The following is a 23,329-nucleotide window of genomic DNA, read 5'->3' as shown; positions in this document are numbered from 1 at the left end:
TTGACTACCGTGAGCACGAAGCGTGCCTTTCCGCCAGCGCTGCAACGCTGACTTGATCAAGTGACTACCGGGATCATATTTGCGGGAAGGCACGCCCTCCCAGATCCACAAGTCTTGATCATTCCTCATGCGCAGCCTCATCAACCCGAATCCGAGAACCGCAAACAAAGCACATCGACACAACGATCAGCATCGATGAAACCCTCCACCTAGTCGCCCCCACATCTCCCCAAGGTCCGGCGTCGCACAGTTGTGCAGCGATCGCAACCGGCCGACTCGGTCATTACGCCCTCCACAACCGTGTGACCGCCAAAGGTGCGCACAACAGCCGAAGCGAAGGTCACCGCATCAGTGCTCTGGCGGCGTGATCTTTGAGAACCAGCAGGATGAGCGCCCCAAGGAAAACGCCTCCGGACGTTCCGGCAATGCCCCAAAACCATGTGCCGACAACAGACGCAAGCACCATCGAAGCGCCTCCCGCCAGGGCAGTTGTCATGATTGCCCGGTCCTTGTGGGAACGGTACAAGCGGTAATGCGCCGGTTGGGCCAGGCTGAGACACGCGAAAGCCAGACACAATAGGCCGAAGCTCACTATTTCCACTCTCTGCGGAGCCACCTTGGTGATCCAGGCGCTCGCTGCCAGACCGAGTATCGAGCACACCGTGCCCCCAATGATTACCGCCCAATTCATGCGACGAAATTCACGATGCGTCTCTTCGGTCGCATCCAATCCACTCAGCCGGGGGTAGTAGATCGGTTCGACCACGCCTTTTTGCGCGACATAGCTGAGGGAGGCAAGCATTGACACAAAGGTGAACCGTCCCGCCGCCGCGTCGGAGATCATCCACGCGCAGACAAAACGACCGCCCGTTTCAATAGACCGCAAGCTGGCGGTGTACAACACCCACATCCAACTTCGGCTGATCACCTCGTTGAGCGACCCCCAGCCGCGCCGAAGATGGAGGTCGTGGCGGTGCGGACGGAACAATCGCCATATCGGTGTGCCCGCAAGCGCAGCTCCGACACCGCCGGCGATCCAGAACCAGAGCACCGTCTCAAATGTCCAGGGTGCCGGAATGAAGCCAATGAAGAACAGGGCCGGTATGGCGACCCCCCAGACGCCGGTGCGCAGGGCGACGCTCAACACCGAGAGTGAGGGCAGCCGCTCATTCACCAGGTTACGAGCGGTCTCCAAGCCAATGTGCTCAAGCGCCAAGACAATTGCGCCGAGAACAACTTCGTTTGTGGACCAACCGAATGCCAGTAACGTGAGAGCGCCGATGGTGGCCGAGACCACCGACCCGGCCAGCACGAAAACGGCATAGAACCGCCGTGTCTCTGGAGCGAGTTCGGGCTCCTGCAAGATCCGGCGGAGCAACACCTGGTAAGCCTCGAGTGCTACCAGCGCCGGTATGAGCAGAGTGAGCCCCGAAAGCAGCCCGAACCGGCCGAAGTCCTGCGGCAGCATGTACTTCGCCGCGAAGATCACGAAGACGAAGCGTCCGCCCAGCGCTATGCCTCGCAGCATCAGAGCAGACAAGAGGCTTCTTCGCGTGTTGTCAGAACGCTTCTTGATCATGCCCCTGTCGCGCCTTGGAAAACTCGGCAACCCCGGGGGTCAACCGCAGCGCCTTCGCGATCGAGCATCAGCGTCTCGCTGGTGTGGGCTTCGGGGTCGCCGCTGACCTCGGGCCGCGGCGTTGCCGCGCCGAACCCTTGGAAACCAGCATCGCGATGATCACCAAAGCGACGAAAAGATAGAACTTGTAAGTGAAGAAATTTCCGAACGAGCCTTGAGCCTCGGCGTTGTAGGCCCACAGACACATATATGAAGCCGGTAACACCAGCAAGAAACGGCCCGTGAGTACGATGTACAGGTAGAAGCTGACTATCAATCCCAACACGATCGCGAAAATTGCCATGGGCACGAGCCCGACCCAATAGCCGAACACGAGCGTCGAATTTCCCGGTAATGATCCAACCAGGTTCACCCCCTTACTGACATACGCGGCGGCAAGATTCGAAGGCATATACGTATGCTCCGTCGTCGCCATGTTCGCCATGAGCAATGAAGGGGCATGACTTTCACCTTCACTGGTCAGCACATCGGCCGCGAAAGACACATTGCCCTGCAAAGCGAAAACCCGGTACAGCAAGCCGTTCCACGCGCTGCCCGTCATCTTCGTTATTCCTCGATCGGCGATCTCGAGGTAACCGGCGACCAGGAACACGGCACTGACCCCTAGAATTACCAAGCCCATACGCCTGACATAGAGCTTGACGCCACATGCCCAGAGGACGATCCAGTAGGAACTGAGCCAAATGAACAGTGCGGTCAGTGGTCCGTTCACGCGCGCGCCGGTGAGAATAAAGTAGATCCCGTAGGCGACCATCAACAAAGTACTGAAGCGCCGATAGTATTGCTGCTTTGTAACCTTGCCATACGCCAAAGCGACGCCCGCGATCGCAGGTACGAAGAAAACCAGAACTCCCACAAGATCTGCGACCGCCGGAAATCGGATATTGGCCCAGAACTGTTGCCGATCCACGCCGGATCCCGGAATTCCATAGGGCGGCGAAAGGAGCGCATTTGCAGTTTGCACGCCGAGTAGCGTCGCGCTCACCATGAGCGTCAGTCTTAGTTCTCGATTGAATTCTGCATTGCCAAACTTAGAGATAGCCAATGAGATTTCCGGCTGCTTCCATCTGGCCACCCAGTGGATTACGGCCAAGGCAATGCTGAACATGAAGATGCTGTAGAGGATCTGCCGGGGAGTGGCCCCTATCGACCGAGAAATCATCCCCACTTCAATCAGATAGACTTGGACTGACTCAATATAGGCAACGCTGGCAGATTTCGTAATCATCGAGTAGGCGATGACGCCCAGCAGAATAGCGGGGGGGAAGCGCAAACAGATCCATATATAGAGTGCGGTACCCACTATCAGGATACTCAGCGCGGGCATGACCTCCCACAGGTTCATGCCGCTGCTCCCCCTCGTCCCGCCACCGGGACTCCCGCCTCGGGCATCACCTTAACACCAAGCCGCAGCGGTGGAGTGCCGCCGAATCACGTGGTAGCACGGACCAGTCCCGCTTGCAGGCTCCGGTGAATATCTTCGGTGCCGCCGCATCACTTCGCAGCCTCGGTGAAAGATATCCGTTCCACGCCGGCCGCCTCGAACAATGGCGCGGCTCCGACTCCACCCTGATAGACGATCGGCACATAGTAGTCGGCACCGAAGTCTATGCAGCGCAACTCCGGCCGCATGAGCTTCAACGTCACGAGCGGCGTCGTGCCAGGCCCGATCACGACGCCGGCGGTAATGTCACCGGCCATATCCTCGATCGGCCGATCGTCATCAATCACCTCATGCGGCGGCAGGAGCGACTCGAGTAGCGGGTCCTCGCTGCGTGGGTGCCGCTTGGCGTAGAGACGGCGAAAGTTCTGCGCGGCGATCCAGCCGGCGTACCCCTCCGCGAAAACCCGATACTCGTCATCAGTCATGAACCGCGCCAATGCGGTGTGGACGACCAGTCCGACATCAGGATCCGGCGGCGCGGCAGACGCGGCTTCGATCGGCCAGCGCCGCAGCACGACCTTTTCAGGCGGTGCCCGCAGACCGTCGCGGGAAAAGCTGACGACGCGGGTCACCGCGGGGTGAAAGGCGCCCGACTGATGCCCAACTGGTGTGACATAACGCAAGCCGAGGAGGCGGGTGAGCAGTGGCTTGATTCTCAGTCGCCAGGAATCGAGATTGTGAACCCCCGAATCGAGGAAGTTCATCAGGCCTTCGACGACGACGGTCACTTCGCGTCCGTCACGCAATGACGTTTCAAGCAAATGGCTGGTGAGCAAATTATCGTTGTTGATGACGTATATGTGCCGAAGCGCCGGGGAGGCGAGTTCGCGGTTGATGATTTGCGTCGCTTGGTGATAGAAGCGAATGAAACGACGCTGTCCGAGCAGTCCCATTTCGTGCTTCGCGGGATACTCGAGCACGCCGCCGAAACCATCCGGAAGGTCCATCTGGCGGGTCCCGATCAACCACGTCTCCGCTAGCGCAATATCCCGCGCCGCGAGATCGGCAAGCAACATGTTGAGCGATATGTGGTTGTTGACGATGGCGAGAGCGCGAATCATCGTGCTCTCTCGCTCGCATGGTGACACGCATCTGCGAGATACGACCTCTGCAACACCGCTGACATCGGCCGCCGCCGACTGCCGTGGCATGGAATACCGTGCTCGATGATCATGCGGCCCCTCCCAGGATCATGTCCGCCAACTCGCGGATCGCACCCCTGCCCCCTCCTGAACGCAGAACGACTGATGCTGCCGCCAGCGCGTGCGGATGCGCGTCGGCGGGAGCAACGGCGCATCCCACCGCAGCCATGCATTCGAGGTCGTTCACATCGTTGCCCACGTAGATTACGTGCTGGGCATCGAGTTTGCTTTCCTCAAGCCAGAGCTTGAGCACGCCGCGCTTATCGTCTTGTCCTTGGCGGTATTCCAGGCGCAACTTCTCGCACCGTCGAGCCACCACGGGGTTGCGCTCCTTGGAGATCACCACCATGGGTATGCCGGCGGCGCGCAACATTTCGATACCCATCCCGTCCCGACGAGAGCAGCGCACAGATTCGGTGCCATGCTCATCGACGGATACCAGGTCGTCGGTGAACACGCCGTCGAAGTCGAACGCGATGCCGTGCACCGGGGACGGCAAAATCGGAGCTCGCATCCTGTCGGCATCCAAACGCTGGGTAGCGAGGACGAAGTCTTCAGGATCGTCGATTTCGAGTACACGAGAAGCCGGCATCTCGTGAACCACGGTTCGGCCGAAGAAACGATGCCGTGCCACTCGAAATCCGTCAGCGAGCATTGCGTAGACGGCGCCGGTCTCGAGGAACTCGCGGTGCCGATCCTGGCGACGCAGCCGAACGGCCTTGTCGTGGTTCACTCCAACGGCACTGCCTTCGTGGTCTTGACGCCACACGAAATAGTGGAACCGCGTCACCGCCAGCGCTGTCTCGGCGCCGGCTTCGATCATCGTCGACAGCACGTTGTCGATGTCTTCGGAAGCCGTCAAGGGCGACGTGCATTGCAAAAAACAGAGAATATCGGGCCGGTATCCCTCCGCCGTGTCGAGATAGTCCAGCGCATGAAGCAACGCAGACTCCGAGCTGGCTTCATCGCTAGCCAACTCCACCGGGCGATCGATGACGTCGGCGCCAAAGCTCCGTGCGATCGACGCGATTTCAGCATCTTCGGTAGAGACGACTACCCGCGTCACCAAGTCCGCAGCCTGCGCAGCGCGGATCGTGTGCGCGATCAGCGGGATCCCGCCCAGCGGCCGCACATTCTTCCGTGGCAGTGACTTGGACCCGCCACGCGCGGGAATAACAGCAAGAACCTCCGGCATGTAACCCCCGCCATCTTCCACATCTGCCTACCTGGCAGAGCGGCGCTCCGCTCATTGCGCTTCAATCCGGATGAAGCTGCAGGCACCTAGCTTAAATCCCAAACCCGGGTCCCGTTCGGCCGATGCGCGAGGTGCATCGATCCACCATTTCGGGCCACCTCTATGGCGACGGCGCGACCGTACCCGGATAATGGCATTGATTCGAGCACGTGCAGTGGTATCGCTGATTGCGGGGCTCACTGAGGCATGGAGGGCAGCTCTGCACGTTCTATTCGTTTGCACTGGGAATATCTGCCGGTCTCCCTCCGCGGAGCGCCTGGCTGCCGCCTACGCCGCTCGCTTCAAGATCGCGGACTTCACCGCATCCAGTGCGGGAACTCGCGCGGTAATCGGGCATCCCGTCCACGAGGAGGCAGCTGCCGTCCTGGAGACGTTAGATGCCGACGCATCCAATTTCGCTGCGCGACAGCTCAAACCGCGAATGGCGTCGGAAGCCGACCTCATTCTCACCATGACAAGCACACACCGGGACGCTGTTCTGGAACTCGCTCCGCACAAACTACGCAGGACCTTCATGCTGACAGAGGCCTCCCGACTCGCATCCGAGTTCGACGCGCGAACGGTGCTAGACCTCGCAACCCTGCGATCCCAGCTCGCCCCCTGTGAGTTGTCGGACGTCCCGGACCCCATCGGCCAAAGCTCAGACGTCTTTGCACAGGTCGGCTCGCAGATCGCAGTACTCCTGCCCCCGATCCTCGAGCTCTGCCGCGAGAAATAGCGCCGACAGGTGAACCAGCTCAATACTCTTCACAGCGCAGCACAACACTCAACTATCGGCAGCGCTCCCCGAGCTTCCGTGGCTCAGATGCAGTTGACGACCGTTACACCAGGCTTTGCAGGTAATTGAGAACCTCGGCTGAGCACAGCTGAGTCTTTGTGCACAGGGCCAGACAGTTCTTTCCAGCCTGTGCGCTCTTCCCGCAGGAAGGAACGCTGCCGTCGCCCAACGCTTTGGTGACATTCTTGTTGATCAGCTCAGCCTGGGTGTCCCACGACTTCCACTTCTTGCCTTCAGCGGTCGACACCGAGTTGCCTGGCTTACCAGGTTGCGCAACAGGATTATTGCAATCCAGCGAGACCATCCACGTTCCGTTGTGCGCATTGCGACCGCTGCCATTGAGAGTGAAAGACTTGTACGCATTAATCACGATGCAGTCGTCAGTCGGCAACTGGCTACCAATAACCGTCGCGATGGCCGCCGTCTGGCCACTACCCGCGAGCGTTTCCGAGACCTTTGCGTAGGTCATACCGTAGTACGGCGGCTTCGCCGTCGCCAAGCCGATCCCCAGAGTCCCAAACAGCGCGACCAAGCTCACGATCATGCCGACACCGATGCAAAGGAATCTCTTCATCTTCCCCCCAGAAAAATGCCGTGGGCAGGTCTCTGCCCGCCGTGGCCCGCGCCGAAAGCATAGCGTGCCGGCCCTGCGTCTGACATCCCAAACCGTCATGCCGAACCGATACCAGCGCTAACGAATTCGACTGCCGCATGCAGGATGAACGCGGTACTCAGTGGCAGCCGGACAGCTCCGTATTACCCCTCAAAATTGCGCCGACCTGCGCAAATCCCGCCCACCTGATAGCCTGCGGTCATTCGAAGGCACCCAGGGAGGACGTGCCGGTTGATGACTGGCAAGGTGAGGGCGCTCGTCATGCTGCTCGCCGTCGCCAGCCTTCTTTTCGCCACCCTCACGCTTGCCGCACGCACCCAACCAATCTCCAACTTGCTGGGCGTTGTGGTGGCAGCTGGGTCGCCCTACGCCCCGTTCGCCGCCTTGGCCGGCCTGATCCTGGCGGCACTGTCTCGCCGCACTCTCCTGGCGATCGTCGCCGTCTTGGTGCTGACCGCAACTGCGGCGATCCAGATCCCCCGCTACAAGTTCACGCGGCCTTCAGTCAGCCGATTCGCCGACGTTCGGGTGTTGTCATCGAATCTGCGGAAAGGGGCGGCGGTTCCGGCGCCCTTCGTCGCGTTGGCCGAAGAGAACGCCGACGTGGTCGCCGTGTCGGAGTTGACACCCGAAGCTGTTGAAGGCCTTTCCCACGCTGGTATCCGTGAGGCGTTTCCGTATTCGCTGCTCATCCCTGCGCCCGGCGCAGGGGGCATCGGCCTGTGGAGCCGATACCCACTCGACGGGGTGTCACCCGGAAATCATCGTCATTTCGCGATTGCGGCTGCGCGCCTGCGAATTCCTAGCGTCCACCTCGAACCTCTGGTCGCCAGCGTCCATGTCTTTTCTCCGGTGGCATCCCGGCGCGACACCGTCGACGGTTGGGAAATCAGCATTGCCGACGCCAAGTCGGTCCTCGATGATTTTGCCGCCGTTGCAGACCAAGCTGCGGTGATCATCGCGGGCGACTTCAACAGCACACCTGACATGCACCAGTTCCGAGATCTGCTGACCGAGGGCTACCTGGACGCCGCCGATCAAACCGGAGCGGGGTTCATACCAACATTCCCCGCCGATTCGTGGCTGCCGCCGGCTTTGGAGATCGACCACATCCTCACCAGAGGAGCCACCGCCACATCGCTGAGCGCCGTAACCGTCCCTGGCTCAGACCATCGAGCGCTCCTGACGACCGTGCGCGTTCCGAGCGTCCCTCAGCCGTCGAACGAGGAGTGACGGTCGCCTGGTACCGTGCCAGCGACGCGGCGCACGGGAAGGACCGACTTCTCTTGTCACGCAAGATCCGTATCGGCCTGTTGACGGCCCTGGCCGTCGCTGCCCTCCTGCTCGCCATCCTGGCCCTGACCGCGCGCACCCAACCGATCGCGAACCTACCGAGCCTGATTCTGGCCGTGGGTTCGCCGTACGTATCGCTGGTCGCGCTCGCGGGATTCGTCGTGGCCGCGTCCTGCCGCCGACGCATTCTCGCGGTCTTCGCCGTCCTGGTGCTCACGGCCACCCTGGCGGTCCAGATCTCGTGGTACTACCTCGGGCGCCCGCCGGATATCGCTGCCTATCAAGACATTCGGGTGCTCTCGTCAAATCTGCGCCACGGCAACGCCGATCCCACGTTCCTGGTCGACCTGGCCGAGCACAACGCCGACGTGATCACCGTCGCCGAACTGACACCCGAGGAAGTGCAACGCCTCCGACAGACAGGGATCGACAAGACGTTCCCCTACTCACATCTCATCCCGGCACCGGGCGCAGGCGGGATCGGCATGTGGAGCCGGTACCCCCTCACGGTGCTCTCCGAACCTCGGCACCGCCGGGTCAGCATCCCCGCGGCCCGGCTAGAGGTACCCGGCCTGCGCTTCGAGCCCCTGCTGGCCAGTGTCCACGTCTACTCCCCCGTGGCAGGCGAAGCGAACACCATCGCCGACTGGCGCGGCGGAATGGCCGGCGCGAAGGTGCAATTGGACAGCTTCGCCAAGACGGCCGGTTCGGCCGCGGTGATCATCGGCGGCGACTACAACAGCACACCGGACATGCGCCAGTTCCGGGATCTGCTCACCAATGGTTATCGAGATGCGGTGCAGGAGAGCGGATCTGGATTTGCGCCGACGTTTCCCTCGAACCGGCGGTTTCCGCCGGTGCTCACCATCGACCACGTCCTGACCCGGAATGCGACCGCCTCGTCGGTGCGGACCATCGAGGTCCCGGGTTCCGATCACCGCGCCCTGCTCGCCACGGTGCGGGTACCGGTCGATCCGACCGCATCCTGAACGACAAATGGCCACCTACCGCAGTAGGTGGCCACCGGTCGAAAAGCCTTACGCCTCTTCGGTGAAGTTCCGCACGACAGCCGGGTCGACCGGGATACCCGGGCCGGTGGTCGTCGAGACGGTGATCTTCTTCAGGTAGCGGCCCTTGGAGGACGACGGCTTGGCCCGCAGCACCTCGTCGAGCGCGGCGCCGTAGTTCTCGGCCAGCTTCTTCTCGTCGAAGGACGCTTTGCCGATCACGAAGTGCAGGTTGGCCTGCTTGTCGACGCGGAAGTTGATCTTGCCGCCCTTGATGTCGGTGACAGCCTTGGCGACGTCGGGGGTGACGGTGCCGGTCTTGGGGTTCGGCATCAGACCGCGCGGGCCCAGCACGCGGGCGATGCGACCGACCTTGGCCATCTGGTCAGGCGTGGCGATCGCGGCGTCGAAGTCGAGCATGCCGCCCTGGATCTGCTCGATCAGGTCGTCACTGCCGACGATGTCCGCACCGGCTTCCTTGGCCTGCTCGGCCTTCTCCCCCACCGCGAAGACGGCGACGCGCGCGGTCTTACCCGTGCCGTTGGGCAGGTTGACCGTGCCGCGGACCATCTGGTCGGCCTTGCGCGGATCGACGCCGAGCCGGATCGCCACCTCGACGGTCGCGTCCTGCTTCTTCGACGAGGTCTCCTTGGCGAGCTTGGCCGCCTCGAGCGGGGTGTAGAGCTTGGTGCGGTCCACCTTCTCGGCGGCTTCGCGATATGCCTTGCTGGTCTTGCTCATTGGTGTCTCCTAGATTCAGAGGTTGTGGTTGCGAGCCGAAGCGGGCTCTCCCACGGAGTCGATTTACTCGACAGTGATGCCCATCGACCGGGCGGTGCCGGCGATGATCTTGGCAGCCTGGTCGATGTCGTTGGCGTTGAGATCTTCCTTCTTGGTCTCAGCGATCTCGCGCACCTGATCCCAGCTGACCTTCGCCACCTTGGTCTTGTGCGGCTCGGCCGAACCCTTCTGGATACCGGCGGCCTTGAGCAGCAGCCGGGCGGCAGGCGGGGTCTTCAGCTGGAAGGTGAAGCTGCGGTCCTCGTAGACGCTGATCTCCACGGGGATGACGTTGCCGCGCTGGTTCTCGGTCGCGGCGTTGTACGCCTTGCAGAACTCCATGATGTTGACGCCGTGCTGGCCGAGCGCAGGGCCGACCGGCGGGGCGGGGTTGGCCTGCCCGGCCTGGATCTGCAGCTTGATCAGCCCGACGACCTTTTTCTTCGGGGCCATTGGGGGTTGTTTCCTTTCTAGCGATCGCGGACAGCGATCAGATCTTGGCGACCTGCGTGAAGGTCAGTTCGACGGGTGTCTCGCGGCCGAAGATGGACACCAGCACCTTGAGTTTCTGCTGCTCGGCGTTGACCTCGCTGATCGAGGCCGGCAGCGTCGCGAACGGGCCGTCCATGACGGTGACCGACTCGCCCACCTCGAAGTCCACCAGTATCTCCGGGCGTTCCAGCGTGGCCTCGGAGGAAGCAGCAGACGCCGCTGATGCGGCCGCCTTGCCGGGCTTCTTCGCCGCGCCCTGCGGCAGCAGGAACTTCACGACGTCATCGAGCGACAGCGACGTCGGCCGCGACGTCGCGCCGACGAACCCGGTCACGCCGGGGGTGTTGCGCACGGCGGCCCACGAGTCGTCGGTCAGATCCATCCGGACCAGGATGTAACCCGGCAACACCTTGCGATTGACCTGCTTGCGCTGGCCGTTCTTGATCTCGGTGACCTCTTCGGTCGGCACCTCGACCTGGAAGATGTAGTCGCCGACGTCGAGGTTCTGCACACGGGTCTCGAGATTGGCCTTCACCTTGTTCTCGTAACCGGCGTAGCTGTGAATGACATACCAGTCGCCCGGCTTGCTGCGCAGCTCCGCCTTGAGCGCGGCGGCCGGATCGAGCTCCTCGTCGGCACTCTCGCCGGCGGCTTGCGTCGCGTCAGCGTCAGGCGCCGCCTCGAGCTCAGGTGTGGCCTCTTCGACGTCTACGGCCGCCGAAGCGGCGTCGTCGATGACGTCGATGCCCTCACCCGTGGGCGTATCGCCTTCGGGGGTTGTCACTAGTCAGTCCTCTCTAAAACGTCAGCGTTCGCTAGCCGAACACCCACAGCACAAGCTTGGCCAGGCCCAGGTCGACCCCGCCGATCAGGGCCACCATGAAGGCCAGGAACAGCAAGACCACGGTGGTGTAGCTGACCATCTGCTTGCGGTTCGGCCAGATCACCTTGCGCAGTTCGGCAACGACCTGCTTCAGGTAATTCCAGACGAACAGGATCGGGTTGCGCCCGGCATTTCCAGGCCCGGACTTGGCCTTCTTCGCCTTCTTGGACTTCTTGGCGGACGTGTCCTTCTCGACGCCCAGTTCCTCGGCGGTCGATTCGGCTTCCTCGGGCTCAGCCAGCGCGGTGGCACCGCCGGCCCGGGACCGCTTACCAGTGGGACGCGCGGGCCGGCTCACGACGACGGCCTGGCCGCCGGTGTCCTCGCCGCCTTCGCCTGCGGCGTCAGCACTGTCGCGCTCGTCGCTCACCGCATGCTCCTTTGTGTCGAGTGTGTCTGGGCTGAGCACTCCAGCCCGGTGTGCACTCTCCAGTGTCCACCATGTTCCAAACCAGTCTTATTCAGTTATTGCAGGGGCGACAGGACTTGAACCTGCAACCTGCGGTTTTGGAGACCGCTGCTCTGCCAGTTGAGCTACGCCCCTCTGCAAAGGGAGCCCCACATGATTCGCGCGCTCCCCGTTCGGTCAACCCGAACCGACGGACAGCGCGCTTATCTGGGAAAACCCCGAGGTCCGAGTGTACAACGGCACATCGGGCAGGTGTTAATCCGCCGTCAGTCGTGAGTGACAGGCTTGCGGAGTACCTGTCCGGTCTCCGGATCCCAGCCCGCCGAGATGGAGTTGTCACCCTCGTGGCCCATCAGCGTGGTGAAAGACTCCATGATCACCTCGCCGCGCTCGTCGACAAGGACGTTACGGGTGGTGACGATATCGGCGCCGAAGCGCTCCTCGACAGACTCGATGTACATCGTGCCGCGCACGGAGTCACCCTCGACGATCGGCCGGTTGAACCTGAATTTCTGGTCCACCTGAACGATCTGCAACGTCTCCAAACCGATGTCGACATGCTGGAAGAAGTGGTTCTGGATCATCACCGCGAGGATCGACATGAACGTCGGCGACGCCACCAGGCCGGAGTGCCCGAGTTCGGCAGCGGCCTTCTCGTCCATCGAGGCCGGATCGGTCGATTTCACCGACTTTGCGTACTGGCGAATCTGCTCACGGCCCACCACGAACGTGTCGGGGTACTCCCACACCATCCCGCGGATATCAGTCTTGAGTGCCATGGTTACGCCAGCTTCGCGATCGCCACGGCGCGGCCGAAGATCTTCTTCCCGCCGGTGGTGGCAATCAGTGCGATCGTCACCGTCTTGGTCTCGGGATCGGCCGACTTCACCTTTCCGGTGAACAGGATTTCAGCGCCGACGCCGTCGTTGGGCACCGGCACGATGGCGGTGAAACGCACGTTGTACTCGGTCACCGCGCCCGGGTCGCCCACCCAGGCCGTCACGTAGCCGCCGCCGAGGCCCATCGTCAGCATGCCGTGAGCGATCGCGGTGTCCAGGCCGACCTGCTTGGCGATCTCGTCGTCCCAGTGAATCGGGTTCAGGTCACCGGATACGCCGGCGTAGTTGACCAGGTCGGCTCGAGTCAGATGAATGACCCGTTCGGGCAGCTCCTCGCCCACCTTGACCGAACTGAACTCACGCAGTGCCATCGTTGAAGCCACTCTTTCCGTCTTACTCACGCCGCCGGGCAAGCGGCGCGTGGGTCTCTTCTGCGTTTACCGGCCGCCGGAAGACGGCCGGCAAGTCAGCGCGACTCTTTGTGCGGCTGGTGCTGACCGCAGTTCGGGCAGAACTTCTTCAGCTCGAGCCGATCAGGGTCGTTGCGACGGTTCTTCTTGGTGATGTAGTTGCGGTGCTTGCACACCTCGCAGGCCAAAGTGATCTTCGGCCGTACGTCAGTACTGGAGGCCACGTTCGTTGCCTTCTTTCACGTTCTCGTTTACGTCTACTGCTAGTAGCGGTGGGGAGGCTCGATCTCCCGACCTCACGATTATGAGTCGTGCGCTCTAACCAGCTGAGCTACACCGCCCCGATAGGCACTTGCGGAACTCCGCGCCCAGAGGTCAGCCGAGATATCCGAGTGTCCACCGAGCCCCCTAACGGAATCGAACCGTTGACCTTTTCCTTACCATGGAAACGCTCTACCGACTGAGCTAAGGGGGCCTGACCCTCGCCGCAAAGTATCGCGCGGCGTGGGCCTTAAAGAGGGTACAGCCTGCGGCTGGACTCAGCCAAACCGCACGTCGAGGCGGCGAACTGACCCCCGGCGGCAGTGAGTGCCGCAGGTCCAACACCTACTCTTAGGGCCATGGCATCGACGGACCGTCTGTATTTCCGGCAGTTGCTCTCCGGCCGGGACTTCGCCGCCGGCGACATGATGGCGCAGCAGATGCGCAACTTCGCCTACCTCATCGGCGATCGCGAGACGGGCGACGCCGTCGTCGTCGACCCGGCCTACGCCGCCGGTGATCTGCTCGACACCCTCGAGGCCGACGGCATGCATCTGTCGGGTGTGCTGGTCACCCACCACCACCCCGACCATGTCGGCGGATCGATGATGGGCTTCACCTTGGCCGGCTTGAGCGAGCTGCTCGAGCGGGTCGAGGTGCCCGTCCACGTCAACACCCACGAAGCCCTCTATGTGTCTCGGGTGACCGGTATTCCGATGAGCAGCCTGACCGCACACGAGCACGGCGACAAGGTCGAGGTCGGCGCCATCGACATCGAGTTGCTGCACACCCCCGGTCACACGCCGGGCAGCCAGTGCTTCCTGCTCGACGGCCGCCTGGTGGCCGGGGACACGCTGTTCCTGGATGGCTGCGGCCGCACCGATTTCCCCGGCGGCGACGTCGACGAGATGTTCCGCAGCCTGCAGCAGCTGGCCGCGCTCTCCGATGATCCGACGGTGTTCCCCGGGCACTGGTATTCCATCGAGCCCAGCGCCAGCCTCTCGGAGGTCAAGCGCTCCAACTACGTCTACAAGGTGTCCACCCTGGACCAGTGGCGCTCACTCATGGGCGCTTGAGGTTCACCAGTCCGGTTGGCGGGTAAGCCTTTCTCCCGTGGCCGACACCCTCTACGCCGACGTCTCCGAATGGCAGGTCGGCGTCAACGACAGCTACCCCCATCCGGTGTTGTGCATCCGTTCCAATGACGGCACCTACCGCGACCGTCGATGGGTGAACAACTACAGCTGGTGTCTGCGCAACGTGGACAGCGGGCGGCTGACGTTCTTCATCGTCTACTTCGTTTGGCGGCAGAACTGGAAAGAAACCGTCGACACGTTCACATCCCAAGTGCGCGCACCACATCCACGGATGGCGGTGATGATCGACGTCGAGTCGTGGGGCGGGCAGATCTCCGGTGACCAGTCCGACGGGATCAACGCCGCATACGAGGCGGTGGGCGCCTACGTCGGCTCGCCCGCCAAGGTGATCGGCTACGGCAACATCGGTGACCTCAATCGCTTGTGGCCCACCCGACCGGCCGGCATCCGCCTGGTGGTCGCGGCCTACGGCTCGAATCCGCCATACCCCGGCAAGGTCGCCCACCAGTACACCGACGGGCAAGGCTACGGCGGCGGGCTTCCCGAGGGCGCTCCCCCATTCGGCCGCTGCGATATGAACTCTGCCGACGGACTCACCGCACAGCAGTTCGCCCAGGCCTGCGGCATACCTGCCGTTCTGCCGGTCACCTTGGCCGCCCGGCGGCGGCGCGCGCTCGCGGCCTCCAGCCCATTCGCCGCGCTGCGCCGGTTTTCCTGAGCCACAATAACTTTCAGATGCGTCAATACTGCAGTGGCCAGTTTGCCGTGATATAAGCATTGGGTGGGAAACGCGAGTGATCTCGCGGATCTGTGGGGAGATGTAACCGGAGTCGGGGCCGGCACGTGGCTGGCGGTGGCCGCCTGGGCAGCAGTGCTGCTGGGGCTGGCGGCGCTGCTGTACACGCATCGGCAGATCCGTCGACAACAGAGTACGAACGCCAAACAGACGCGACCGCACGTCGCAATGGTCATGGAGCCGCACGCCGCGGACTGGCATGTCATCGAACTGGCCGTGCGCAACTTCGGGAGCACGGCCGCCTACGACGTCGGGTTCACCTTCGACAAGGCGCCGACCGTGGCTCGCTACGAGCACTCCGAGGACGGGTTCACCGACATCGTGGAACTCGCTCTGCCACAGAGCATTCCAGAGCTGGCACCCACGCAGGAATGGCGCACCATCTGGGATTCGACACTGGATCGCAGCCAGTTCGGCTCGTCGATCGAGTCGCGCTTCGAAGGGGTGGTCTCCTACTATGACCGCCCGGCACCGGAAGGCTGGTGGGCCAGGACCTTCGGGCGCAAACGCACGGTGTACCGCACCAAGGTCGCCCTCGACTGGGATGCGCTGCAACCGGCGCGCCGCATCGAGATGATGACCGGCCACGATCTCGCCAAGCGCGAGCGCGAGAAGCTCGAACTGCTGCGCAACACCCTCGACTACTTCCACTACGCCACCAAAGAAGCTCGCGTCGACGTGCTGCGCAGCGAGATCGACCGGATGAAGCGCGCCGCCGAGGAGACGCAGAGCCGGTGGCGGCGGGAACGTTTCGAGCACCCCACCGAAGTGGTCCGGCTCCCCCGACACGGCTAGCGATTGCCTCTTGGCAATCGGAACTTCGTTACGTAACGTCGGTACGAAAGTAGACGCTGCGACGAAGGAGCATCCATGAGCGGTTCGGTCAGCTATCGCAAGGACGACGCGATCGCCGTGCTGACGATGGACGACGGCAAGGTCAACGTGCTGAGCCCGGCCATGTTGGCCGAGATCAACGAAAATCTGGACCGTGCGCTTGCCGAGGAGGCCGGCGCGGTGGTGATCGCCGGAAACGAGCGCGTCTTCAGCGGCGGCTTCGACTTGAAGGTGTTCCGCTCCGGTGACATCCAGGCATCTATCGCCATGCTTCAGGACGGGTTCAACCTGTCGCACCGGCTGCTGTCGTTCCCCAAGCCCGTCGTCGCAGCGATCACCGGGCACGCGATCGCCATGGGGTCATTTCTGGCGTGCAGCACCGACCATCGAATTACCGGTCCCACCTACAACTTTCAAGCCAACGAAGTGGCGATCGGGATGGTGCTGCCCTACCCCGCGCTCGAGGTCATGCGGCTCCGGCTCACCCCGTCGGCCTATCAGCAGGCGGTCGGGCTGGCCAAGAACTTCCTCGGCGAGACCGCACTGGCCGGTGGCTGGGTGGATGAGATCGTGCTGAACGACGCGGTGCTCGAGCGCGCCGAAGAAGCCGCCCGGGAGTTCACCACGCTGAACGCCGGGGCACACGTGGCCAGCAAGATGCGCGCTCGCCAGGCCACGCTGGACGCCATGCGGGAAGGCATCGACAACATCGCCTCTGAGTTCGGGCTGTCCTAGTCCGTGCCCAGGGTCAAGCAGCGCACCCCCGAGCTGCGCGACCGCGTGGTCGACGTGGCGGTGAGCACGCTGTGCGAAGACGGCATGTCCGGCTTCACCACCCGGCGAGTGGCCGAACGGGCCGGCACCTCGGTGCCCGCGGTCTACGAGCTGTTCTCCGACAAGGACGGCCTGCTGCGGGCGGTGTTCTTCGAGGGGTTCCGCAGGTTGGGCACCGAACTCACCGCGATCGCCGAAACCGCCGACGCGTTGGCCGACCTGCGGGCGGTGATCCCGGTGTTCCGCCGGTTCTGCCTGGACTATCCCCCGCTGGCGCGGGTGATGTTCAGCCGGCCGTTCCAGGAGCTCGACCCCGATCCCGAGCAGCTGGCGGCCGCGCCGACGGTGCGGGAGATCCTCGTCGGCAAGGTGCGGCGGTGCACCGACGCCGGATTGCTCGCCGGCGACCCGGTGGACATCGCGCACGTATTGCTCGCCCTGGCACAGGGTTTGGCGGTCCAGGAAGCCGGGCGGTGGCTGGGTACCTCCGCGGAATCGGTCAACCGGCGCTGGGATATCGGCGTGCAGGCGGTGCTGGCGGGGTTTGCTTCCTGATTCCATCCGCGAGCGTGCGCGTCGGTACAGGGACACGCCGACGTCGCGCGCATTTCACGCACGCTCGGCGCCGCCTCAGCGCAGCGTTACTGTCAACCAGCTGTCGATCCGGTCGGCGACGGCTTCCCAGCCGCGCTCGAGCATCATGTTGTGGCCCATACCGGGAAACATCACCGCCTGCGTGCCGTACGCCCGGGCGGTGGCGGCCACCTCCCGCGGGGTGAAGAACCCGTCCAGCTCGGCGCCGAGCACCAGCACGGGGGCGCTCACCTGTTTGGGCCGCGCGAGGTGGCGGTAGAGCAGATCGCGGTAGAGCACGCGGGCGCTCTCGGGCCCCAACCGCGACGTACAGGCGGCGACGACCTCGTCCGGTGTCGCGTCGTGATAGAACGTTGCCCGCGAAACACCCGGCGCGGCAAAGAAATCCAGCGGCCTGCTGAATGAACGCGTGCGCAGCGAGCTGCGCCAGTGCCGGCAGGCCACCCGGACCGTCGCGGGAGCGATCCCGGTCGGCGGCGCCGAGGCGACCAGGATCGCGGCGGGAGCCCGGTGCACGGCCAGGTACTTCTGCACGACGAATCCGCCCATCGAATGTCCGATGACCACCGGCCGCACCGGCAGCCGCTCGGCGACCGCGTTCACGTCCTGGACGTAGTCGAAGACAGTGCACTCGTTGATCGGCGCCGGCAGCGGACTGCCACCGTGGCCGCGAAGGTTCAGGGCGACTGCGTGATAGCCGCGCTCGGCGAAGTAGTCCAGAAAGTGGTCGTCCCAGCACCACGCCCCGTGGAAGGCACCGTGCACGAACAACAGCGGCGTGGTGTGGGTGGCGGTGTCCCCGCCCTTGTCGATTACCTCCAGCACAGCCGCTGACCCTATCCGCGACGTCGCTGTTTGGCGGGCGAATGCAGTGGCAATCCGTCGTTGGTGATCTGGCTCCTGCAGCTGCCCGCACCGCTCGTGGGTCTGGTCGTCGTCATCATCACGGTCAGCTTCGCCGTATTGGGGCTGGTGCTGACCCGCCGTTTCCTTCCTCAGCAGCGGCTGGCGGCCACCGGTTCGGTCGCCGGGCACGTCTTCGATCTGGCCGGGGTGCTCTACGCGGTGCTGGTGGCCTTCGTGGTCGTGGTGGTGTGGGAACAGCTGAACTCCGCCGAACGGGGCACCGAAGCCGAAGCCATCGCGATCTCCGATCTGCTGCGCGATTCCGCAGGCCTGCCCGCCGCGAACCGGCCGGCGCTCCAGCAGAGTCTGATCGCCTACACCAATGACGTTGTGGATGACGAGTTTCCGAGAATGCGCCACGGCGAGACCATCGAGCAGCAATCCGACCATTTGACCGACGTGTGGCGAAACTACCTGAAGATCGAACCGGTCTCCCAACGCGAGATCGCGTTCTACCAGGAGTCGATCACGCGACTAGACGAGCTGGGCAACGCCAGGAAGACCCGAATCTCCGGCAGCCAATCGGAGATTCCCGGCGAGTTGTGGGTGTTGCTGCTCGGCGGCGGGATGGTGATGCTGCTGTTCACCTACATGTTCCCCTCCCCCGACGTCGTCGTGCACGGGGCACTCATCGCGCTCGCCGGCTCGCTGCTGGCATTCGTCCTCTATCTGACGTTCGCCATGGAGCACCCGTTCGTCGGCTCGATCGCGGTGTCACCCGAGGCCTACCAGCACGTGCTGGACACCTGGTCTCAGCTAGCGGCCAAGTAGAACTGCCCGGGCCCGATGCGCGGTACCGTGCCGCCCATGGGACGTGTCGAGGGCAAGGTTGCCCTGATCACCGGTGCCGCCCGCGGGATGGGGGCCGAACATGCCCGGCTCCTGGTCAGCGAGGGTGCCCGGGTGGTCCTCGGCGATCTTCTCGACGAGGAGGGCGCGGCGGTGGCCGCCGAACTCGGCGACGCCGCCCGTTACATCCACCTCGACGTCTCCGATCCCGACGACTGGTCGGCGGCCGTGGCGCTGGCCCTGCGTGAGTTCGGCGCTCTCAACGTCCTGGTGAACAACGCGGGCATCGTGTACCGGCGCACGCTGAAGAATCTCGAACGCGAACGCTGGCAACGGGTTATCGACGTCAACCTCACCGGCACGATGCTCGGCATCAAGTCGGTGATCGAGCCGATGACAGACGCCGGCGGTGGGTCGATCATCAACATGTCGTCCATCCAGGCCATGCGCGGCACGCCGGGCAACCACGGCTACGTCGCCTCCAAGTGGGCGATCCGCGGACTGACCAAATCAGCTGCACTCGAACTGGCCGCCAACAACATTCGGGTGAATTCGCTGCATCCCGGAATGATCCGCACGCCGATGACCGCGCACATGCCCGACGATCTGGTAGCCGCCCCGATGGGTCGCCTTGGCGAGCCCCGTGAGGTGTCGACGTTCGTGCTGTTTCTGGCCAGCGACGAATCATCGTTCACCACCGGTGCGGAGTTCGTCATGGACGGCGGTCTGATCACCGATGTGCCGCACCGGATGCCTTGAGTGAATTCGTTGTGGCACAAACACATCGGCGGGGACCATGCGGTCCCCGCCGATTTTGTGTCAGGTCTTCGGGTCAGAAGCCCATGTGGTGATCGGCCTGATTGTGCGACGACACATCGGTGCTCGCCTGGGTGTGTGAGGCCGAGCTGTCGTGGCTGGTGTCGTACAGCGAGTGGCTCGAGTAGTCGGTGCTCGCATGGCTCGACTGGTCGTAGGCCGAGTGATCTGGCGCCGTGGTCGCCGCCGCGTGGCTCGACGAGTCGATGGCCGCGTGTTGATCAGCCGAGGCCGAGCTGTGCGAGGTCCCGACCGAGCCGGAGCCACCACCACTCGCACTGCCCTGCGAGGTGGTGATCACCGAGCCGCCGTTGGAGCCGGCGCTCGCCGAACCACCTGCGGCGGTGGATCCTTCGGTGTGGATGACGCTGCTCTGCGACGGGGTGGTCGTCGAACCGTGGGTTGTCGTCGACGCCGTGGCGCCGGCTCCTGTGTTGACCGTGCCGTGCCCACCGAGGGCCGCAGAATCCTGGCCCAGGATGTTGGCCTGGCCGCCAAAGGTGTTCTGGAAAGCGCCATTTCCGCCGACCGCCACATGATCCGCAGACGCCCCACCGCTCGCCGATCCGCCCGCCTGCACGGAGTTGTGCAGGTTCAGGTTCGTCGCCTCGTGGTTGAGGAAGGTGCCGCTGGCGCCCCCGGTGGCGCCGGCGCCACCGGCGATGCTGGAGCCACCGGTGAATCCGGTATGCCCACCGGCATTCGCCTCGACCGCAGAGGCTGCCTCAGCGTTGGTGTGCCCGCCCAGCGATCCGCCTGCGTTGGTCTGTCCACCGAACATTCCGCCAAGGTTGGACTGGCCACCGAAGCCGCCGCCGAGGTTGGTCTGACCGGTGAACCCGCCACCGAGGTTGGTCTGGCCACCCAGCGCCGCGCCGTCATCGTGCAGGAAGCTCACGGCCGCAGTGTTGCTCGCCGCCGCCTGCGCGCTGGCGGTGGCACCGCCCAACGGTCCCGCGAATGAGGCTGCCGTCGTGGTGTTCATCGCCGTGTTGCCGGCCGCGGTCAGGCCTGCGCCACCCACGCCGATCGCTCCGCCACCGGCGGCAGCGGTCGTGTTGCCGAGGCTCGCGCCGCCGAGCGGGCTGCTGAAGCCGACGTTGGACGTGCTGGTGAAGCTCGCGTTTTCCTGTGCGCTCAAACCGGTTCCGACATTGGTCGCACCGCCGGCACCGGCGCTCACCGAGCCGCCGCCACCGGCCGAGCCGCTCAGCGTGGCGCGCCGTTCGGCATCGGCGTCGCCGCTGGCGTCGATGACGCGAGCGCGATCGTTGATGTGCGCGCCGCCGCCGAACTGGCTGCCGCCGCCGGCCGCGAAACCGCTGCCTGCTCCTGCGCTACCGCCGAACTGTCCGCCGCCCTGTGCGCCAAAGCCGCTCTGCGCGTGTATGTTCGAGCCGCCGCCGATGTGCGCGCCACCGCCCGCGCCCGCGCCGGCCGCAGCGCCAGCTCCCGCGGCGCCGCCGAAGCCGCCACCAAGCCCGGCGTCGAAACCACCACCAAGCTCAGCACCACCCTCGACGCCACCGCCTACACCGATACCAGTGCCCAGGCCAACGCCACTGTGCCCACCAAGCTCAACACCGCTCTCGAAGCCGCCGCCGACCTCAGCGCCACCGTGAGCACCGAAGCCCGTACCGAAGCCGGTGCCCAGACCAACCCCAGTCTGGCCACCCACCCCGGCAGCACCGCCGACTTCGCCGCCCATACCGGCGTTGAAGCCCATGCCCATCTCGGCACCGAGGCCGGCCTCGAAGCCACTGCTCAGCTCGGCACCACCACCGGCGCCGAAGCCGCCGCCCAAGCCGGTGCCCAGACCAAGCCCGGTCTGACCGCCCACCCCGGCAGCACCGCCGAGTTCGGCGCCCATGCCCGCGTGGAAGCCCGCTTCCACCTCGACACTCATTCCGGCCTCGAAACCAGCGCCAACGCCGGCGCCCAGGCCGGTTCCGAAACCGCCGCCGAGCCCGGTACCGAGGCCGACGCCGGTCTCACCGCCGATGCCCAGGCCGCCACCGAGCTCGGCGCCGAGTCCGGCACCGATGCTTTGGCCCAGGCCGATGCCGATGCCGTCGCCCACTGCGGCGGCCAACGATGAACCGCCGTCGACGCCCAAGTCCAGCGCCTGGTCGCTGATCACATTGGCGGCCGCGGCGGGGGCCGAAAGGACGGTCGGCACAATGCCTTCCACTGGCGCGAAACCGAACTGGTTCGATACGGCCTGTGCCAGGCCGGAGACGGGGTCGCCGCCGACGAGGTCCAGCCCGGGGACGGCCGAGGCCGCGACAGACCGAATCTGCTCGGGGCTGACCCCGGCCAGCCCGGCGTTGGCCAGCGCAGCATTGGGGTCCGCGACGAAGTTCTGCGCGGCCGATTCGTTGTTGAACAGGTCGAGGATGAATTGCAGCAGGTTGTCCATTGGGAAGTTCCTTCCGGTGATTGCTACTCACGGTATGAAGATCACGAGCACCCCGAAATGGGGCGCGGTCCCCTACCCGATACGGGTGGTACCGGGATATCCCAGCAATCCCCGTTAGGGGATTAGGGGATCGCTAGGGCGTGTACCGCGCGTCTTGCAGAACACCATCGATAGGATCGGTATCGATACTGTTCACAGGGCGAAACGAGTTCAACCGCAGATTGTGAACTGATTCACAACCGTTACCGGAAAATTGACATGCAGGTAATTATCAGCAAATCACTGAGTACGTAAATTCGCACGTCGATCGATATTCTGTGCCGGCAAAGTCCTAGTACGCGCCCGGGCATGCCCCGGCCGCTCGAGCGCCGACAACCCCGCTACGCCGCGTGGTAGTGCGTACGGTCGGGGTGATCCGCCAACCAGCGACGCTCAACACGCTTGACCCGCTGATGCTCGGCCATGATCAGCAGCGCACCCACAATCAGCAGACCCGCCACCACCGATCCCAGCATCAACAGCAACTCGTGGTGGTTGTAGGCCAGCGCCGCGATGATGCCGGCCAACCCCACAACACCCAGCGCGATGAGGAACAGGCCGGGCAGCCACAACGTGTCGATGAACGACTCACCAGCATGGGGCTGCGTTGTTCGGGAATGATCGATCGGATCGCGATATGCACCCTTCATCGTGTCTCCCTTCCCTCTCAGAGACGCCTTCAAGGCTACGCCTCCTGTGAGCCGGATCACACCGCCGCGCGCCGCCGAATTCGCTGTGCTCGCCGCGTGTCCGCGTTCATTTGCAACAAATGATTGGATTTGACGTATCCGTCATTTACGCTGGCCGGCAGCCGACACTGCCCGGGGGGGTCACAATGGGTCGATCAGGCCTTACCACCAGCACGGGTCGTCTCGCAGCCGTCGGGGCTGCAGCGATCGTCTCCGTAGGCCTCGTGACCGCACCAGGCACGGCGCACCCCGACTTCCCACGGACGGTTCACCTCGCTGCGATACAGCTGCAGGCCCTCACCGCAGACGCCGGCAGCGCAGTCGCGCACAC

At 64.0% G+C, this 23,329-nt stretch carries 26 protein-coding genes and 3 tRNA genes; 10 read left to right on the top strand and 19 right to left on the bottom strand.

The window, feature by feature from the left end; all coding sequences use genetic code 11:
- Positions 1–340: 340 nt before the first annotated feature.
- The 4 genes from HPC46_RS19930 to HPC46_RS19915 all read right to left on the bottom strand — a co-directional run bounded on the left by HPC46_RS19930 (position 341) and on the right by HPC46_RS19915 (position 5,420).
- A complete protein-coding gene (locus tag HPC46_RS19930) occupies positions 341–1,579 on the bottom strand; it encodes a lipopolysaccharide biosynthesis protein (RefSeq protein WP_179473026.1) in 1,239 nt (412 codons plus the stop codon).
- Between the two features lie 67 nt (positions 1,580–1,646).
- Positions 1,647–2,984, bottom strand: coding sequence for a DUF6418 domain-containing protein (locus tag HPC46_RS19925; RefSeq protein WP_179473024.1), 1,338 nt, complete (start codon positions 2,982–2,984; stop codon positions 1,647–1,649).
- Between the two features lie 149 nt (positions 2,985–3,133).
- Complete coding sequence (locus HPC46_RS19920; RefSeq protein WP_179473022.1) at positions 3,134–4,144, bottom strand: polysialyltransferase family glycosyltransferase; 1,011 nt, start codon at positions 4,142–4,144, stop codon at positions 3,134–3,136.
- 109 nt (positions 4,145–4,253) lie between these two features.
- Positions 4,254–5,420: an acylneuraminate cytidylyltransferase gene (locus HPC46_RS19915; protein WP_179473020.1), complete on the bottom strand. Its 1,167-nt coding sequence runs from the start codon at positions 5,418–5,420 to the stop codon at positions 4,254–4,256.
- Positions 5,421–5,679: 259 nt separating this feature from the next.
- Here HPC46_RS19915 and HPC46_RS36050 point away from each other — a divergent pair, with 259 nt between their 5' ends.
- Positions 5,680–6,198 (top strand): arsenate reductase/protein-tyrosine-phosphatase family protein, encoded by a 519-nt coding sequence (locus HPC46_RS36050; protein ID WP_456320166.1) that lies wholly within the window; start codon positions 5,680–5,682, stop codon positions 6,196–6,198.
- A 103-nt stretch (positions 6,199–6,301) separates the two neighbouring features.
- Here the strand turns inward: HPC46_RS36050 and HPC46_RS19905 are convergent, their stop codons facing one another.
- Positions 6,302–6,802, bottom strand: a complete 501-nt coding sequence (locus HPC46_RS19905; protein ID WP_179473016.1) for a hypothetical protein — start codon at positions 6,800–6,802, stop codon at positions 6,302–6,304.
- Positions 6,803–7,105: 303 nt separating this feature from the next.
- On the opposite strand from HPC46_RS19905, the gene HPC46_RS19900 reads away from it, so the two are divergent.
- A complete protein-coding gene (locus tag HPC46_RS19900) occupies positions 7,106–8,104 on the top strand; it encodes an endonuclease/exonuclease/phosphatase family protein (RefSeq protein ID WP_179473014.1) in 999 nt (332 codons plus the stop codon).
- A complete protein-coding gene (locus HPC46_RS19895) occupies positions 8,101–9,153 on the top strand; it encodes an endonuclease/exonuclease/phosphatase family protein (protein WP_325096712.1) in 1,053 nt (350 codons plus the stop codon). The genes HPC46_RS19900 and HPC46_RS19895 overlap by 4 nt, the downstream gene beginning before the upstream one ends.
- Before the next feature lie 48 nt (positions 9,154–9,201).
- Here HPC46_RS19895 and rplA read toward each other — a convergent pair whose 3' ends face one another.
- The 10 genes from rplA to HPC46_RS19845 all read right to left on the bottom strand — a co-directional run bounded on the left by rplA (position 9,202) and on the right by HPC46_RS19845 (position 13,459).
- The gene (gene rplA, locus HPC46_RS19890; protein WP_179473012.1) at positions 9,202–9,912 is read right to left on the bottom strand and encodes a 50S ribosomal protein L1; all 711 of its coding nucleotides are present in this window, start codon (positions 9,910–9,912) and stop codon (positions 9,202–9,204) included.
- Between the two features lie 63 nt (positions 9,913–9,975).
- Positions 9,976–10,404, bottom strand: coding sequence for a 50S ribosomal protein L11 (gene rplK / locus HPC46_RS19885; protein ID WP_179473010.1), 429 nt, complete (start codon positions 10,402–10,404; stop codon positions 9,976–9,978).
- Positions 10,405–10,441: 37 nt separating this feature from the next.
- Positions 10,442–11,227, bottom strand: a complete 786-nt coding sequence (gene nusG, locus HPC46_RS19880) for a transcription termination/antitermination protein NusG (protein ID WP_179473008.1) — start codon at positions 11,225–11,227, stop codon at positions 10,442–10,444.
- Between the two features lie 31 nt (positions 11,228–11,258).
- A complete protein-coding gene (gene secE / locus HPC46_RS19875; protein WP_179473006.1) occupies positions 11,259–11,696 on the bottom strand; it encodes a preprotein translocase subunit SecE in 438 nt (145 codons plus the stop codon).
- A gap of 101 nt (positions 11,697–11,797) precedes the next feature.
- A tRNA-Trp gene (locus tag HPC46_RS19870) sits at positions 11,798–11,870 on the bottom strand.
- A gap of 131 nt (positions 11,871–12,001) precedes the next feature.
- Positions 12,002–12,514, bottom strand: a complete 513-nt coding sequence (gene hadC, locus HPC46_RS19865; RefSeq protein WP_179473004.1) for a (3R)-hydroxyacyl-ACP dehydratase subunit HadC — start codon at positions 12,512–12,514, stop codon at positions 12,002–12,004.
- A 2-nt stretch (positions 12,515–12,516) separates the two neighbouring features.
- A complete protein-coding gene (gene hadB / locus HPC46_RS19860) occupies positions 12,517–12,945 on the bottom strand; it encodes a (3R)-hydroxyacyl-ACP dehydratase subunit HadB (RefSeq protein ID WP_179473001.1) in 429 nt (142 codons plus the stop codon).
- 95 nt (positions 12,946–13,040) lie between these two features.
- Positions 13,041–13,208, bottom strand: coding sequence for a 50S ribosomal protein L33 (gene rpmG, locus HPC46_RS19855; protein ID WP_005143733.1), 168 nt, complete (start codon positions 13,206–13,208; stop codon positions 13,041–13,043).
- A 43-nt stretch (positions 13,209–13,251) separates the two neighbouring features.
- Positions 13,252–13,325: transfer RNA gene (locus HPC46_RS19850), tRNA-Met, on the bottom strand.
- A 61-nt stretch (positions 13,326–13,386) separates the two neighbouring features.
- Positions 13,387–13,459 (bottom strand) — tRNA-Thr (locus HPC46_RS19845).
- A 145-nt stretch (positions 13,460–13,604) separates the two neighbouring features.
- On the opposite strand from HPC46_RS19845, the gene HPC46_RS19840 reads away from it, so the two are divergent.
- The 5 genes from HPC46_RS19840 to HPC46_RS19820 all read left to right on the top strand — a co-directional run bounded on the left by HPC46_RS19840 (position 13,605) and on the right by HPC46_RS19820 (position 17,301).
- A complete protein-coding gene (locus tag HPC46_RS19840; protein WP_036422101.1) occupies positions 13,605–14,321 on the top strand; it encodes an MBL fold metallo-hydrolase in 717 nt (238 codons plus the stop codon).
- 37 nt (positions 14,322–14,358) lie between these two features.
- Positions 14,359–15,060 carry a glycoside hydrolase family 25 domain-containing protein gene (locus HPC46_RS19835; RefSeq protein WP_179472999.1) on the top strand — a complete coding sequence of 234 codons (702 nt, stop codon included), beginning with the start codon at positions 14,359–14,361 and terminating at the stop codon, positions 15,058–15,060.
- A gap of 63 nt (positions 15,061–15,123) precedes the next feature.
- Complete coding sequence (locus HPC46_RS19830) at positions 15,124–15,933, top strand: DUF8453 domain-containing protein (RefSeq protein WP_179472997.1); 810 nt, start codon at positions 15,124–15,126, stop codon at positions 15,931–15,933.
- Positions 15,934–16,008: 75 nt separating this feature from the next.
- On the top strand, positions 16,009–16,707 hold the full coding sequence (locus tag HPC46_RS19825) for a crotonase/enoyl-CoA hydratase family protein (RefSeq protein ID WP_179472995.1): 699 nt from the start codon (positions 16,009–16,011) through the stop codon (positions 16,705–16,707).
- A gap of 3 nt (positions 16,708–16,710) precedes the next feature.
- Positions 16,711–17,301, top strand: coding sequence for a TetR/AcrR family transcriptional regulator (locus HPC46_RS19820; RefSeq protein ID WP_179472993.1), 591 nt, complete (start codon positions 16,711–16,713; stop codon positions 17,299–17,301).
- A gap of 75 nt (positions 17,302–17,376) precedes the next feature.
- Here HPC46_RS19820 and HPC46_RS19815 read toward each other — a convergent pair whose 3' ends face one another.
- Entirely contained in the window at positions 17,377–18,165 is a 789-nt protein-coding gene (locus HPC46_RS19815; protein ID WP_179472991.1) for an alpha/beta hydrolase, read from the bottom strand.
- Positions 18,166–18,228: 63 nt separating this feature from the next.
- On the opposite strand from HPC46_RS19815, the gene HPC46_RS19810 reads away from it, so the two are divergent.
- Positions 18,229–19,017, top strand: a complete 789-nt coding sequence (locus HPC46_RS19810; protein ID WP_179472989.1) for a bestrophin-like domain — start codon at positions 18,229–18,231, stop codon at positions 19,015–19,017.
- Positions 19,018–19,053: 36 nt separating this feature from the next.
- The gene (locus HPC46_RS19805) at positions 19,054–19,794 is read left to right on the top strand and encodes a glucose 1-dehydrogenase (protein WP_179472987.1); all 741 of its coding nucleotides are present in this window, start codon (positions 19,054–19,056) and stop codon (positions 19,792–19,794) included.
- A 73-nt stretch (positions 19,795–19,867) separates the two neighbouring features.
- Here the strand turns inward: HPC46_RS19805 and HPC46_RS19800 are convergent, their stop codons facing one another.
- The 3 genes from HPC46_RS19800 to HPC46_RS19790 all read right to left on the bottom strand — a co-directional run bounded on the left by HPC46_RS19800 (position 19,868) and on the right by HPC46_RS19790 (position 23,327).
- Entirely contained in the window at positions 19,868–22,270 is a 2,403-nt protein-coding gene (locus tag HPC46_RS19800) for an IniB N-terminal domain-containing protein (protein WP_179472984.1), read from the bottom strand.
- Positions 22,271–22,650: 380 nt separating this feature from the next.
- A complete protein-coding gene (gene usfY / locus HPC46_RS19795) occupies positions 22,651–22,959 on the bottom strand; it encodes a protein UsfY (protein WP_179472982.1) in 309 nt (102 codons plus the stop codon).
- Between the two features lie 194 nt (positions 22,960–23,153).
- Complete coding sequence (locus tag HPC46_RS19790; protein ID WP_179472980.1) at positions 23,154–23,327, bottom strand: hypothetical protein; 174 nt, start codon at positions 23,325–23,327, stop codon at positions 23,154–23,156.
- Between the last annotated feature and the right edge of the window lie 2 nt (positions 23,328–23,329).

The organism is Mycolicibacterium vinylchloridicum (assembly GCF_013404075.1).
Taxonomy (GTDB): domain Bacteria; phylum Actinomycetota; class Actinomycetes; order Mycobacteriales; family Mycobacteriaceae; genus Mycobacterium; species Mycobacterium vinylchloridicum.
The sequence above is the reverse complement of the archived record's forward strand: the minus strand, read 5'-3'. Positions and strand labels throughout refer to the sequence as shown.

Excerpts from the sequence above, each read along its gene's own strand:
- HPC46_RS19930 (WP_179473026.1), bottom strand. The coding sequence starts at position 1,579 with ATGATCAAGAAGCGTTCTGACAACACGCGAAGAAGCCTCTTGTCTGCT.
- HPC46_RS19925 (WP_179473024.1), bottom strand. The coding sequence starts at position 2,984 with ATGAACCTGTGGGAGGTCATGCCCGCGCTGAGTATCCTGATAGTGGGT.
- HPC46_RS19920 (WP_179473022.1), bottom strand. The coding sequence starts at position 4,144 with ATGATTCGCGCTCTCGCCATCGTCAACAACCACATATCGCTCAACATG.
- HPC46_RS19915 (WP_179473020.1), bottom strand. The coding sequence starts at position 5,420 with ATGCCGGAGGTTCTTGCTGTTATTCCCGCGCGTGGCGGGTCCAAGTCA.
- HPC46_RS19905 (WP_179473016.1), bottom strand. The coding sequence starts at position 6,802 with ATGATCGTGAGCTTGGTCGCGCTGTTTGGGACTCTGGGGATCGGCTTG.
- HPC46_RS19900 (WP_179473014.1), top strand. The coding sequence starts at position 7,106 with ATGACTGGCAAGGTGAGGGCGCTCGTCATGCTGCTCGCCGTCGCCAGC.
- rplA (WP_179473012.1), bottom strand. The coding sequence starts at position 9,912 with ATGAGCAAGACCAGCAAGGCATATCGCGAAGCCGCCGAGAAGGTGGAC.
- rplK (WP_179473010.1), bottom strand. The coding sequence starts at position 10,404 with ATGGCCCCGAAGAAAAAGGTCGTCGGGCTGATCAAGCTGCAGATCCAG.
- hadC (WP_179473004.1), bottom strand. The coding sequence starts at position 12,514 with ATGGCACTCAAGACTGATATCCGCGGGATGGTGTGGGAGTACCCCGAC.
- hadB (WP_179473001.1), bottom strand. The coding sequence starts at position 12,945 with ATGGCACTGCGTGAGTTCAGTTCGGTCAAGGTGGGCGAGGAGCTGCCC.
- HPC46_RS19840 (WP_036422101.1), top strand. The coding sequence starts at position 13,605 with ATGGCATCGACGGACCGTCTGTATTTCCGGCAGTTGCTCTCCGGCCGG.
- HPC46_RS19825 (WP_179472995.1), top strand. The coding sequence starts at position 16,009 with ATGAGCGGTTCGGTCAGCTATCGCAAGGACGACGCGATCGCCGTGCTG.
- HPC46_RS19805 (WP_179472987.1), top strand. The coding sequence starts at position 19,054 with ATGGGACGTGTCGAGGGCAAGGTTGCCCTGATCACCGGTGCCGCCCGC.
- HPC46_RS19800 (WP_179472984.1), bottom strand. The coding sequence starts at position 22,270 with ATGGACAACCTGCTGCAATTCATCCTCGACCTGTTCAACAACGAATCG.
- usfY (WP_179472982.1), bottom strand. The coding sequence starts at position 22,959 with ATGAAGGGTGCATATCGCGATCCGATCGATCATTCCCGAACAACGCAG.